General features: G+C 35.6%; 13 protein-coding genes, 1 tRNA gene, 1 other RNA gene and 1 other annotated feature. Of the genes, 13 read left to right on the plus strand and 2 right to left on the minus strand.

Features of this window, described 5'->3' with window-relative positions; all coding sequences use genetic code 11:
- Window positions 1-122 precede the first annotated feature (122 nt).
- Complete coding sequence (locus ACTYA4_RS21640; RefSeq protein ID WP_443483609.1) at window positions 123-1076, minus strand: YaaC family protein; 954 nt, start codon at window positions 1074-1076, stop codon at window positions 123-125.
- Window positions 1077-1190: 114 nt separating this feature from the next.
- Between ACTYA4_RS21640 and guaB the strand changes: the two genes are divergently transcribed.
- The 6 genes from guaB (at window position 1191) to ACTYA4_RS21670 (ending at window position 7611) form a co-directional block, all read left to right on the plus strand.
- The gene (guaB, locus tag ACTYA4_RS21645) at window positions 1191-2657 is read left to right on the plus strand and encodes an IMP dehydrogenase (RefSeq protein ID WP_443483608.1); all 1467 of its coding nucleotides are present in this window, start codon (window positions 1191-1193) and stop codon (window positions 2655-2657) included.
- A gap of 149 nt (window positions 2658-2806) precedes the next feature.
- Complete coding sequence (locus ACTYA4_RS21650; protein WP_443483607.1) at window positions 2807-4138, plus strand: D-alanyl-D-alanine carboxypeptidase family protein; 1332 nt, start codon at window positions 2807-2809, stop codon at window positions 4136-4138.
- Between the two features lie 169 nt (window positions 4139-4307).
- Window positions 4308-5189, plus strand: a complete 882-nt coding sequence (gene pdxS, locus ACTYA4_RS21655) for a pyridoxal 5'-phosphate synthase lyase subunit PdxS (protein ID WP_443483606.1) — start codon at window positions 4308-4310, stop codon at window positions 5187-5189.
- 6 nt (window positions 5190-5195) lie between these two features.
- Window positions 5196-5780 (plus strand): pyridoxal 5'-phosphate synthase glutaminase subunit PdxT, encoded by a 585-nt coding sequence (gene pdxT, locus ACTYA4_RS21660; protein ID WP_443483605.1) that lies wholly within the window; start codon window positions 5196-5198, stop codon window positions 5778-5780.
- A 60-nt stretch (window positions 5781-5840) separates the two neighbouring features.
- Window positions 5841-6061 (plus strand) — a binding site (T-box leader).
- Between the two features lie 63 nt (window positions 6062-6124).
- Window positions 6125-7405 (plus strand): serine--tRNA ligase, encoded by a 1281-nt coding sequence (serS, locus tag ACTYA4_RS21665; RefSeq protein WP_443483604.1) that lies wholly within the window; start codon window positions 6125-6127, stop codon window positions 7403-7405.
- Window positions 7406-7518: 113 nt separating this feature from the next.
- Window positions 7519-7611, plus strand: a tRNA-Ser gene (locus tag ACTYA4_RS21670).
- Between the two features lie 164 nt (window positions 7612-7775).
- On the opposite strand, the gene ACTYA4_RS21675 is transcribed toward ACTYA4_RS21670, so the two are convergent.
- A complete protein-coding gene (locus ACTYA4_RS21675; protein ID WP_443483603.1) occupies window positions 7776-9062 on the minus strand; it encodes a glycosyl hydrolase family 18 protein in 1287 nt (428 codons plus the stop codon).
- A gap of 277 nt (window positions 9063-9339) precedes the next feature.
- Between ACTYA4_RS21675 and tadA the strand changes: the two genes are divergently transcribed.
- The 7 genes from tadA (at window position 9340) to ACTYA4_RS21710 (ending at window position 13677) form a co-directional block, all read left to right on the plus strand.
- Window positions 9340-9822: a tRNA adenosine(34) deaminase TadA gene (gene tadA, locus ACTYA4_RS21680; protein WP_443483602.1), complete on the plus strand. Its 483-nt coding sequence runs from the start codon at window positions 9340-9342 to the stop codon at window positions 9820-9822.
- Window positions 9823-9934: 112 nt separating this feature from the next.
- Window positions 9935-10199, plus strand: an RNA gene (gene ffs / locus ACTYA4_RS21685) — signal recognition particle sRNA large type.
- Window positions 10200-10326: 127 nt separating this feature from the next.
- A complete protein-coding gene (gene dnaX / locus ACTYA4_RS21690; protein WP_443483601.1) occupies window positions 10327-12030 on the plus strand; it encodes a DNA polymerase III subunit gamma/tau in 1704 nt (567 codons plus the stop codon).
- Window positions 12031-12108: 78 nt separating this feature from the next.
- The gene (locus ACTYA4_RS21695) at window positions 12109-12429 is read left to right on the plus strand and encodes a YbaB/EbfC family nucleoid-associated protein (protein WP_443483600.1); all 321 of its coding nucleotides are present in this window, start codon (window positions 12109-12111) and stop codon (window positions 12427-12429) included.
- Window positions 12430-12439: 10 nt separating this feature from the next.
- Entirely contained in the window at window positions 12440-13036 is a 597-nt protein-coding gene (gene recR / locus ACTYA4_RS21700; RefSeq protein ID WP_443483599.1) for a recombination mediator RecR, read from the plus strand.
- Window positions 13037-13055: 19 nt separating this feature from the next.
- Window positions 13056-13271 (plus strand): YaaL family protein, encoded by a 216-nt coding sequence (locus tag ACTYA4_RS21705; protein ID WP_443483598.1) that lies wholly within the window; start codon window positions 13056-13058, stop codon window positions 13269-13271.
- 154 nt (window positions 13272-13425) lie between these two features.
- Complete coding sequence (locus ACTYA4_RS21710; RefSeq protein ID WP_443483610.1) at window positions 13426-13677, plus strand: pro-sigmaK processing inhibitor BofA family protein; 252 nt, start codon at window positions 13426-13428, stop codon at window positions 13675-13677.
- Window positions 13678-13820: the final 143 nt, after the last annotated feature.

The raw sequence follows: 13820 nt of genomic DNA on the forward strand, positions 1-13820 counted from the left end.
ACATCTAATTAATATTAGATGTTTTTTTGTATAAACAATAAAATAGATTAAGGAATAAAGAATAGTTTCATTTCCTTAATAAAAAAGGATGATTTAACTTGCTAACCAGTGTGGAAGCAGCGTTATAAATATTTTTCTAAAAATTTGTAAATTAAGTAAGGGCCTTTATTAACAGAAATAGATAAAAAGTTTTCAATAAAAGGATAATCATGATTGGGTGTAGTTTTTAATAATTCACTCCACCATTCTATTTCATAACGAGATATCATGCTTAAATTATATAAAATTAAATAATGACTAAGTATTTCTGGAAAGTGAAATTGCTCTTCCTTTGTTATGGAAATATAGTGATTGTTATCAGAAATATTATATTTAAATGGTTCAACAGACAGCAGAGGTTCCAAATATTCAATATTAATAAATCGTTTATTTTGTTCGAAATTTTTAATAGGAGTATGACTCTTTTTTTCTAAATAGTCCTTAAAACGGTTTATATTCATAAAGTAAGTATCTAATATTTGGACAGGAACCGAAATTGTAGTATTATTAAATACCACAGGCAAAAATAAATTTTGTCCGTTCATAATATGAAAAAGACCTGTTAATTCAGGAATTTGTTTCAGGAGATGTTCCATTTTTACTTTTTCTCCTTCTAAAGATTTTGTATCAAACATCTTTTCTGCCATGTAAGTAAATAAGCCATTTTTTTGGATTTTTACTTCATCTTGAAAAAAACGATATTGCTGCTTTTTCTTTTTTCTTGTTGAAACACCATGAGCAAGAACCGACGTAGAATTTGGATAGGCAGGATCAATTGTTAGAAGGCATGCCTTAATTAAATGAACAAAACCGTAAAAAAGTAAAAGTGGCTGAATAGATAAAGGGGAATTTACCCCTTGCTGGAAATATAATTTTCCTTGCTCCAAAAAGTAAATAAATGGATAGCAGTTTTGATAGCTTCTTTTTTCTATATCATGAATGTTATGTAATTTATAACATTTTTTTAGGAATAACTGGGAGTATTCTGCTGAAAAAAAGCAACTAAATGAATCCCAGCCTTTATATTGATGTAACATTCTATGTACCTCCTGAATTTTTTGAAAAATGGAACTTATTTATCTGACCTTGACAGTATTTTGTCCAATTGATAACCTACTAATAATATTTTTTAACTTTATGGAGGCGTTAAAATGTGGGAAAGTAAATTTGTTAAAGAAGGATTAACGTTTGATGATGTTTTATTAATACCAGCTAAATCGGAAGTACTACCACGTGATGTTAGTTTAAAGGTTCAATTAGCAGCAAATCTTAACTTAAACATTCCTCTTATTAGTGCTGGAATGGATACTGTTACAGAAGCAGATATGGCTATTGCTATTGCAAGACAAGGTGGATTAGGCATTATTCACAAAAATATGTCTATCGAACAACAGGCTGAACAAGTTGATAAAGTTAAACGTTCTGAAAGTGGAGTTATTTCGGATCCATTTTTCCTTACACCAGACCATCAAGTTTTTGATGCAGAACATTTGATGGGGAAATACCGCATTTCTGGTGTACCTATTGTTAATAATAATGATGAGCAAAAATTAGTAGGTATTTTAACAAATCGTGACCTTCGTTTCATTGAAGACTTTTCCATTAAAATCTCAGATGTTATGACAAAAGAGAATTTAGTAACGGCTCCAGTAGGAACGACACTAGAAGAAGCAGAAAGTATATTGCAGAAATATAAAATTGAAAAATTGCCTTTAATTGATAGTGAAGGAGTATTAAAAGGTTTAATTACTATTAAGGATATTGAAAAGGTAATTGAATTTCCACATTCGGCTAAAGATGCTCACGGAAGGCTATTAGTAGGTGCTGCAGTTGGTGTTACGAGCGATGCTATAAAAAGAGTAGAATTATTAGTTCAATCACATGTAGATGTAGTCGTTTTAGATACTGCTCATGGACATTCTCAAGGTGTGTTAGATGGAGTAAGAGAGATACGAAATGCTTTCCCTGATTTAACGATTATCGCAGGGAATGTAGCTACTGCAGAAGGAACTAAAGCTTTAATAGAAGCTGGAGCAGATATTGTGAAAGTGGGAATTGGACCTGGATCGATTTGTACAACAAGGGTTGTTGCAGGGGTTGGTGTACCACAAATAACTGCTGTATACGACTGTGCTACAGAAGCTAGAAAGCATGGGAAATCAATTATTGCTGATGGCGGAATTAAATATTCAGGTGATATCGTTAAAGCACTTGCTGCAGGAGGACATGCGGTAATGCTTGGCAGCTTGCTTGCAGGTGTTTCTGAAAGCCCAGGAGAAACAGAAATATTCCAAGGCCGTAGATTTAAAGTATATAGAGGAATGGGTTCTGTAGCAGCAATGGAAAAAGGCTCAAAGGACCGTTATTTCCAAGAAGATAATAAAAAGTTTGTACCAGAGGGAATTGAAGGTCGCCTGCCTTATAAAGGACCACTTTCTGATACTATTTATCAGCTTGTAGGTGGAATCCGTTCAGGTATGGGGTATTGTGGTACAAAAGACTTGTATGAGTTAAGAGAAAATGCTCAATTTGTAAAAATGACTGGAGCAGGTTTAAGAGAAAGTCATCCACATGATGTACAAATCACAAAAGAAGCACCAAATTACTCTATTTCTTAAGTAATTCTCTTTATCTTTAATAGACAGTGAACTTGTTCACTGTCTATTTTTTTTGATTTTTTTATGTTAAACTGGACAAGGGAAATTCTTAACAAAAAAATAAATTAATTTTAATAGATAATATAATTATAGTTTTGGAGGTAATATCATTGAATCAAATTAGAAAGTGGACGCTGTATTTCACGATGATGCTTCTTATGTTCGCAACATTATCTACAGGTCTACCACAGCAAGCAAAAGCAGCAGGAAAAGATGAATTGGGTCTTGAGTCAGAGGCAGCGATACTAGTAGATGCTGATACAGGAGAAATACTATACGAAAAAAATGCTGATAAGTTATTAGGCGTTGCTTCTATGTCTAAGATGATGACGGAATATATTGTTCTTGAAGCAGTGAAAAATGGCAAAATTAGCTGGGATCAGAAAGTAAAAATAAATCATTATGTACATCAATTATCTGGTGCTCCAGAACTCTCGAATGTTGGATTAACAGAAGGAGAAGAGTACACAGTAAAAGAATTATATCAAGCAATGGCCATCCATTCAGGGAATGCAGCGACGGTTGCGTTGGCTGAATTGATTGCTGGAACGGAAAAAAATTATATTACTGTAATGAATAAAAAAGCAGCAGAATTAGGGTTAAAAGATTATAAATTTGTTAACTCATCTGGTTTAAATAATGTTGACCTTCTAGGAAAATATCCAGCCGGCGACGAAACGAGCGAAAATGAAATGTCAGCAAAAGCTGTTGCAAAATTAGCATATCGTTTAGTAAATGATTATCCGGAAGTGTTGGAAACATCCAGTATGCCGAGTTTAAAATTCCGGGATGGAAGAGAATATAAAAACTTTAACTGGTTATTGCCTTCATTAATTTTTGAATATGAAGGGGTTGACGGGTTAAAAACTGGTTCGACTGACTATGCAGGCTATAATGTTACAGCAACAGCTAAAAGAGGAGATCAACGTTTTATCACGGTTGTAATGAAAGGGAAAACAAAAAATTCTCGTTTTTCTGAAACGATAAAAATATTGGATTACGGATTTAGCAATTTTGCTAAAGAAGAAATTCTTCCTAGCAACTATACGGTAAAAAATCATGAAACACTTAAAGTAGTAAAAGGAAAAGAAGATAAGGTAAAGATCAGCACAAATCAAGCGATAAATCTTGTAATAAAAAATGGTGAAAAAGAAAACTATCAACCAAAGCTTGTAATAGATGAAAAAAAATTAAATAGCAACGGTGAACTTACTGCTCCTGTAAAAAAAGGAGATAAAGTAGGTTATATTGTATTGCAAACAAAAGATGGAGAAAACATTCCGTTTTTAACAAATGATGGAAGCGAGAGCGTGTCAGTTGAAGTTATTGCTACTGAAAATATAGAAAAAGCAAATTGGTTTGTATTGGCAATGCGTGGAGTTGGAGGGTTTTTCTCTGACATTTGGAAAAGTGTATCCACTACCGTAAAAGGTTGGTTTTAAAATAACGATCTGTTAAACGATAATAAAAGAAGGTTTACTGTCTTGACATAAACCTTTTTTTATTGTTTATTTTCATTAGGGATAATAATATTTAAACTATGAAAAATTCCTTAATGTATTGAACATACTATTATTTAAAAATTGTAGGCGAATATAGGAGGCATTTAAATTGAAAACAGGTACTGACCGAGTTAAACGTGGAATGGCTGAAATGCAAAAAGGCGGCGTTATTATGGACGTTGTAAATGCAGAGCAGGCTAAGATTGCAGAAGAAGCAGGAGCAGTTGCTGTTATGGCTCTTGAAAGAGTGCCATCTGATATTCGTGCAGCTGGTGGAGTTGCTAGAATGGCAGATCCTACTATTGTGGAAGAAGTAATGAATGCAGTTACGATTCCAGTTATGGCGAAAGCGCGTATTGGGCATATTGTAGAAGCAAAAGTTTTAGAAGCAATGGGTGTTGATTATATTGACGAAAGTGAAGTATTAACACCTGCTGATGAAGAGTACCACCTAAACAAGAATGATTATACGGTTCCTTTTGTTTGCGGATGCCGTGATTTAGGAGAAGCTGCTAGACGTATTGGTGAAGGTGCTTCTATGCTTCGTACAAAAGGTGAGCCTGGAACTGGTAACATCGTAGAAGCTGTTCGTCATATTCGTAAAGTAAATGCACAAGTACGTAAAGTAGTGCATATGAATGAAGATGAGCTAATGACAGAAGCAAAACTTCTTGGAGCTCCATATGAATTACTATTAGAAATTAAAAAATTAGGACGCCTGCCTGTTGTAAACTTTGCAGCTGGTGGAGTTGCTACACCTGCAGATGCAGCCCTTATGATGCAATTAGGAGCGGACGGTGTATTTGTTGGTTCTGGTATCTTTAAATCAGACAACCCTGCAAAGTTTGCTAGAGCAATCGTAGAAGCAACAACACATTACCAAGATTATAAATTAATTGCTGAGATTTCGAAAAACTTAGGAACTGCTATGAAAGGGATTGAAATAGCAAGCCTTACTCCAGAAACTCGTATGCAAGAACGTGGATGGTAAGAAATTATGTCTAATGTGACAATTGGTGTTCTTGGGTTGCAAGGTGCTGTAAGAGAACATGTTCATGCAATAGAAGCAAATGGAGCAAACGCAGTAGTCGTAAAACACAAGGAACAATTAGAGGAAATTGATGGTTTAATTATTCCTGGTGGAGAAAGTACGACGATGCGTCGTTTAATTGATAAATATGATTTTATGGATTCTTTAAAGGAATTTGCAAAATCAGAAAAACCGATGTTTGGAACATGTGCTGGTTTGATTTTATTAGCGAAATCTATTGAAGGATATGATGAGCCGCATATAGGTGTGATGGATGTGCATGTTGCGCGTAATTCATTTGGCAGACAAAGGGAAAGCTTTGAAGCTGATTTAGATATAGCTGGTGTAGCAGATGATTTTACAGCAGTCTTTATTCGAGCACCACATATTATGTCAGCAGGAGAGAATGTTGAGATTCTTGCAAAGCATAATGAGAGAATTGTGGCAGCAAGAGAAGGTCAATTTCTTGGATGCTCTTTTCATCCAGAGTTAACAGAGGATCATCGATTAACTGGATACTTTATTAACATGGCGAAGGAAGCAAAAAATTAATTTGCATATTATGGTTGAAGTGTGTTAATAATTATAGTACGATGAAAAAAATTATATAGTATATCTACATTGATAGGAAATAGTAATAGGTGCAATATTCTAAAGAGAGCCGATGATTGGTGCGAATCGGTGAATAAAACCTGTGAATCCATCCTAGAGTAAAAGCATGGAACGCTGTATTAGCTAGTAATTGCTTTCGGCTAAAAACCGTTATTTTCTTTAAGGTGGAAAGTAGCATGCTTTCAACTAGGGTGGCAACGCGGGTAACTCTCGTCCCTTTATAGGGATGGGAGTTTTTTGTTTTTTTTGATATTAAAAAAAGAAGATAAATAGGAGGAAAGAATATGTTGGATATAAAATTTGTCCGTGCTAATTTTGAAATGGTAAAACAACAATTGCAGCACAGAGGAGAAGACTTATCTGAACTGGATAACTTTGAGGAATTAGACAAAAGACGAAGAGAATTAATCGTTGAAACAGAGCAGCTTAAAAGCAGAAGAAATGAAGTGTCACAGCAAGTTGCTGTATTAAAAAGAGAAAAAAAGGATGCTGATGCTCTTATTGTCGAGATGAGAGAAGTTGGCGAGAAGATTAAGGGGTTTGATGATGAGCTCCGAATTGTAGAAGAAAAACTACAAGCGATTATGTTGGGTATTCCAAATCTACCGCATGAAAGTGTACCAGTAGGAGATACTGAGGATGATAATGTTGAAGTTAGAAAATGGGGAGAAATCCGCCAATTTGCATTTGATCCTAAGCCGCATTGGGATGTTGCAACTGACTTAGATTTACTTGATTTTGAACGTGCAGCAAAAGTTACAGGCAGTCGTTTTGTGTTTTATAAAGGTTTAGGAGCAAGACTAGAGAGAGCCCTTTTTAACTTTATGCTGGATCTTCATACAGAAGAACATGGATACCAAGAGGTTATTCCACCATTTTTAGTAAATAGAGCAAGTTTAACGGGAACAGGACAGCTTCCTAAGTTTGAAGAGGATGCCTTTTTAATTGAAAAAGAAGATTACTTTTTAATCCCGACATCTGAGGTTCCTGTGACCAACTTGCACCGTGATGAAATATTAGATGGAGAACAGCTTCCGATTAAATATGCGGCTTTTAGTGCTAACTTCCGTTCTGAAGCAGGTTCAGCAGGTAGAGATACAAGAGGGTTAATCAGACAACATCAATTTAACAAAGTAGAATTAGTAAAGTTTGTGAAGCCAGAAGATTCTTATGAAGAATTAGAGACTTTAACAGCAAATGCAGAGAAAGTACTGCAGCTGTTAAAATTACCATATCGTGTATTAAGCATGTGTACAGGAGATTTAGGATTCACTGCTGCCAAAAAATATGATGTAGAAGTTTGGATTCCAAGCTATAATATGTACCGAGAAATTTCTTCTTGCAGTAATTTCGAAGCATTCCAAGCGAGACGAGCAAATATTCGTTTCCGTAGAGATCCTAAAGGCAAACCGGAACATGTTCATACATTAAATGGATCAGGATTGGCGATTGGCCGTACAGTTGCAGCCATTTTAGAAAACTACCAACAAGAAGATGGCAGTGTGATAATTCCAGAAGTACTTCGTCCTTACATGGGGAATAAAGAAGTAATTGCTGCGAAATAAGTACTGACAGCTATTTTTACTATAAAAGGAGGCTGATTCTCCTTTTATAGTAAAAAAATAAAAAATAGTGTTGACTTCTATTTTAAGAAGTGATATATTATATCTTGTCTGATGGAGGAATACCCAAGTCCGGCTGAAGGGATCGGTCTTGAAAACCGACAGGCGGGTCAAACCGCGCAGGGGTTCGAATCCCCTTTCCTCCTCCATGATTTTAATACAATTGCGCATAAATATTGGAGATATTGAGCTTACTGCATTTGCAGTAAGCTCTTTTGTATGAAAAAAGACTGTTTGGATTTTTATATGTATTGTGTTTGGTAGGACGAGTGTTTTAGGGGTACGCAGTTACAAAGCGAAATATTTTTAAATATTAAGGTCTTTTTGTAACTTGGAAATTATCGACGATCAATAACCAATTTTGCGGAAACGATAGTCCTAATTTCCAATAACTCATTCCTCGTAGATTCAATTCTTTAATTAAATTAAATTTGGCTTGAATAGATCTTGCATCCTCAAACCAAACTTCATGTAATTTATTGCTCGTGTCCGTGTATTTAAAGTAAGGAGCCTGTGCTTTTTGATCATAAAGAATCGGTACCTTATTTTCTCTGGCGAGTTGGATGGCTGCTTGTGGACTAAGTGCTCTGGCGATGCTGCCTTCTACAAAGGGAAGTGTCCAATCATATCCATATAAATTTTGGCCCATCATTATTTTGGAAGGTGGCATTTCCGTAATAGCATATTGTAATACGTCTCTAACTGGTCCAATTGGTGAAACAGCCATAGCCGGCCCCCCGCTGTAACCCCACTCATATGTCATAATGACAACAAAGTCGACAATTTCCCCGTGTGCTTTATAATCATGTGCTTCATACCACTTACCTTTTTGATCTGCGCTCGTTTTCGGAGCAAGCGCGGTTGATAATAACCATCCTTGTTCTGCAAAACGAGATTTTGCTTTTCTGAGAAAACTGTTATAGCTTTCTTTATCTGCTGGTCTTAAATATTCAAAATCAAAATGAATATCTTTAAATCCATATTTATTAGCGGTATTTACAATATTATTTAAAAATCTATTTTGGATGGCCTGATCATTTAAAAGGATTCGTCCTAATTCATCGCTAAACTGATCATTTTCTTGGTTTGTAATGACCATCATTAAAACATTATTATTCGCTTTTGCAATAGCGGGGAAGTTATTTAATAAAGGTTCTTTTAGTGAACCATCTCTTAGAGCCTGAAAGCTAAAAGGTGCTAAATAAGTTAAGTAGGGTGCTGCTTCACGTGCACTTGTTTCTAAAACTGGAGAGACGGATTCCCCTCTTGGTTCCACATATGCATTAAATTCTGCTGCCATTTTTGGTCTTTGTGGTATATATAATCGTAATCCAACCTGTAATGGTTGATTAATTGGTATTCTGTTAATGGAGGCTAACTCTTGATAAGTCAGTTGAAATTTTTGAGCAATGGACCAAAGACTATCGCCGGATTGCACCCAATAAAAACTTCCGATTATTGGTATTACCAATGCCTGGCCAACCACTAATTGATTGGCATTAGGAAGTTCATTTGCTTCCACAATGTCTGCAACCGTTGTCCCATAGGTTTGAGCAATGCCTGCTAACGTTTGATTACTTTGTACTACATGAATTTGCATTCTATTCCCTCCTACAGTTAAAAGCACTTAGTCCATTTTATGAAGGGAAAAGGGTAGACATGATAGTATTTTTTTCAATACCAGAATTGATGTTTCAAGTTAGATATCTTAGTCCTTGCTAGGTAAATGTTTTTGTAACTATTACAGGCAATTTGACATTATTTTTTCTAAATATGCCATCTGTAAGTTATAATGGTCGTTAATATATAGGTCTTTCTATAATTTGTGTAAAAGTAAATGATTTTAGTTAAATGAGAATACGTAAGGTGTGTGTTAGATGACATTAGAAAATGAACATTCTTTTTATATGCAGTTGGCAATCGAGGAAGCGAAAAAAGCTGCAGCTGTTAATGAGGTGCCTATTGGGGCTGTCATTGTACAAAACGGAGAAATACTTGCTGCTGCACATAATCTAAGAGAAACAGAGCAAACAGCGGTAGCGCATGCAGAATTATTAGCGATTGATAAAGCTTGTAAAAAATTAGGGACATGGAGATTAGAAGATGCCGTATTATATGTAACGCTTGAGCCTTGTGCCATGTGTTCTGGGGCAATTATCCTTTCAAGGGTTGCTAAAGTAGTATATGGAGCAAGCGATCCTAAAGGAGGATGTGCTGGGACATTTATGAATTTATTAGAAGATAGTAGGTTTAATCATCAAAGTGAAGTGGTGTCAGGTGTTTTAGCAGAAGAATGCGGACAATTGCTTTCTCTTTTTTTTAGAGAATTGCGCGCTCGTAAAAAAGAAGAGAAGCTGTGAAAAAACAATTACAATAATTAACAAATGATAACCGTTGCATTTTTGTTACTTTATCAGTATACTTATAAATGTGTCTTACAAACAAGACACCTTAATAATGGTATCAATTTTGTCGTGCTAAGCGGGGAGGTAGCGGTGCCCTGTACTCGCAATCCGCTCTAGCGAGGCTGAATTCCTTTCTGAGGCTAGTATCCTGTAGGGTCTGCCTTAAGCAAGTGGTGTTGACGTCCGGGTCCTGCGCAATGGGAATCCATGAACCATGTCAGGTCCGGAAGGAAGCAGCATTAAGTGGACACCCCCATGTGCCGCAGGGTTACCTGGACTGAGCTAACTACTTAAGTAACGCTTATGGGTGCTAGTCGAAGAAAGGTGCACGGCAGTTATATTTTACATAATAAACTCATCCTCGTTTAAAGGGTGGGTTTTTTTACATATTACATATATGTAAAAAAGAGAATAGATAAGCTATAATAATCATGGGAATAACGACAAGGGGGCGAATCGATGAATTACCAAGCATTATATAGAGTTTGGCGACCACAGCAGTTTATTGATGTTGTCGGTCAGGAACATATAACCAAAACGTTGCAAAATGCCCTTCTTCAACAAAAAATATCACATGCTTATCTTTTTTCGGGACCAAGAGGAACAGGGAAAACGAGTGCTGCGAAAATATTGGCAAAAGCAGTGAACTGCGAACGAGCTCCAATCGGAGAACCGTGCAATGAATGTACAGCTTGCAAAGGGATTACAGATGGTTCTATTCCAGATGTAATCGAAATAGATGCAGCATCTAATAATGGTGTAGAGGAAATACGGGATATTAGAGATAAAGTAAAGTACGCTCCAAGTTCTGTGCCGTATAAAGTTTATATAATAGACGAAGTGCATATGCTCTCAATAGGAGCTTTTAATGCATTGCTAAAAACTTTAGAGGAACCCCCAAAACATGTTATCTTTATATTAGCCACTACGGAGCCTCATAAAATTCCATTAACGATTATTTCGAGATGTCAGCGATTTGATTTCAGGAGAATTACCGCACAATCTATTGTAAATAGAATGAGTGTCATTGTACAAGAGTCAGGTATTTCTTGTGAAGAAAAAGCGCTGCAAATGATTGCAAGAGCGGCTGATGGAGGAATGCGTGATGCGCTTAGTTTATTAGACCAAGCGATTTCCTATAGTGAAGATTCCGTAACAGTTGATGATGCATTAACTGTTACTGGAGCAGTTTCTCAAGGTTTTTTAAATAAATTAGCCAAAGCAATTTTTGAAAATGATACGATTAATGGGTTACAATATTTAGAGGAACTATTGCTTGCAGGAAAAGATCCTGGCCGTTTTATTGAAGATTTTATTTTCTTTTATCGAGATATGCTGTTATATAAAACAGCGCCAAATCTGGAAGAGTCATTAGAAAGAGTGCTGTTGGATGATGAGTTTAAAGATTTAACAGAAGCATACGTACAGGAGCATATATATAAAATAATAAATCTGTTAAATAAAACACAGCAGGACATGCGTTGGACTAACCATCCAAGAATCTTTTTAGAAGTGGCAATCGTGAAATTATGTCAATTAGAAGGACCGCGTCATGCTAAAAGCGATGCATCCCTACCTGAGCTCCAGCGTTTAATGGCAAAAATTGATTCTCTTGAAGAAGAACTTGCAGCGTTAAAGCAACATGGAGTAAGTGTCAGAGCCGAGAGTGCAGCTCCTCAAAAGAAACCAAGAACCAATCGAAAAGGGTTTCAGGCACCTGCTGGAAAAATTAATGAGATACTTAAGGTGGCGACTAAACCTGAGCTGCAGCATATTAAAAGCAATTGGGGAGAAATGTTAAATAAACTGGTGCAAAATCAAATGCGGTCACAAGCTGCATTATTAAACGAAGCAGAGCCGGTAGCAGCTTCCGATGATTCGATTATCATTAAATTTAAATATGAAATTCACTGTCAAATGGCATTGGATAATGGTAAATTTATAGAGACCGTTACCAATTCTTTATATCAATTAATTGGGAAAAAATATAAAATAGTAGGTGTTCCAGAGGATCAGTGGCTGAAGATAAGGGAAGACTTCTTGAGCAGCTCCTACCATTCTCATTCATCTGAAGGGGATGCTTCGGAAACCGATAAAAAGGACCCGGTTGTAGAAGAAGCAATTAAATTATTTGGTGAAGAATTGTTAGAGGTAAAAGAGTAAGCATGATAGGAATCATTGTAACATATGTAATAGGAGAAAATATTTAGTTGATAATTATTTATAATGGAGGTAATAACAATGCGTGGAATGGGTAATATGCAAAACATGATGAAACAAATGCAAAAAATGCAAAAAAAAATGGCTGAGGCGCAAGAGGAGCTAGGAGAAAAAAAGATTGAAGGTACTGCTGGCGGTGGTATGGTAACGGTTGTTGTAACGGGCCATAAAGAAATAGTAGAAGTGACAATCAAGGAAGAAGTTGTAGATCCAGAAGATGTGGAAATGCTCCAAGATCTTGTACTTGCAGCTACAAATGATGCATTAAAAAAAGCAGATGAGCTTGCAAATTCAACGATGGGACAATTCACTAAAGGGATGAATCTTCCGGGAATGTTCTAGGAGGGAGATTATGCATTATCCTGAACCAATATCGAAGCTAATTGATAGCTTTATGAAATTGCCAGGTATCGGCCCTAAGACGGCTGCGCGACTGGCTTTTTTTGTATTGAATATGAAAGAAGATACCGTTTTAGATTTTGCAAAAGCATTAGTAAATGCAAAAAGAAATTTAACTTATTGTTCTGTTTGTGGTCATATAACAGATCAAGATCCTTGTTATATTTGTGAAGATAAAAGAAGAAACAGAAAAATCATCTGTGTCGTGCAAGATCCTAAAGATGTTATTGCGATGGAAAAGATGAAAGAATATGAAGGATTGTATCATGTATTGCACGGAGCAATTTCACCAATGGATGGAATAGGTCCGGAAGATATAAATGTTCCATCACTGATCAAAAGGCTGCAGGAAGAAGAGGTAGAAGAAGTGATTATGGCAACCAATCCTAATATTGAAGGAGAGGCAACTGCCATGTATATTTCGAGATTATTAAAACCTTCAGGTATTAAAGTAACAAGAATAGCACATGGATTACCAGTTGGTGGAGATCTGGAATATGCTGATGAAGTAACACTTTCAAAGGCGTTAGAAGGAAGAAGAGAAGTATAATATTGGGGGACTATTAGAGATGTTTTTTCGCCGAAAGGGAAAATTAAGAAAAGAATTCGATGAAAAATTATTAGTCCAGTTTAAACATTTAAAGCAGGATTGGTTAAACGAAAAGACATTGTTAGATAAAAGTTTTGATCCTTCTGATGAAGTATTATGTGCTGCAAGATTAACAGAAGCAAAATATTTTTTTCTTTTTAAAGAAGCGAAAGAAAGAAATGTTACGTTAAGGTAATTAGTTTAAAGATAAAATTTTTCAATTTCTAGCTTCAGCGTTGAATAAGTCGCTGAAGCTTTTCTTTATTCTCCTTAGTTCTACTAAATAGATATGCCACATATCTATTAGTACAAGTTATTTTAGGGAGGATGAGTTGATTTTGAGCCCTGTTATGATTATCTCTATTGTCGTTGGACTTGTTGTTTTGTTGCTTATTGCAGGAACACCTTTTAAACCATTGCGTTTTATTGGTCAAGGTATAATAAAACTAGTCATAGGAGCACTTTTTTTATTTTTCCTTAACGCTTTTGGGAATAAATATGGAATTCATATTCCTATTAATTTTGCTACTTCGACTGTGTCAGGTATATTAGGAATTCCTGGAGTAGCAGCCCTTGTAGCGATTCAAAAGTATATTTTGTAAAACAACTAATTTAATTTAGTTGTTTTTTTAATAATATTATTGACTTTAAAAGTATAAGGTGATAATATACTAAGAGTCGCAACAAGGTTGTGAAAAATAAATAAAAAAACATTTGACAATAGATGGTTTGAATGTTAATATTA

Source organism: Niallia yueguangensis (assembly GCF_052663115.1).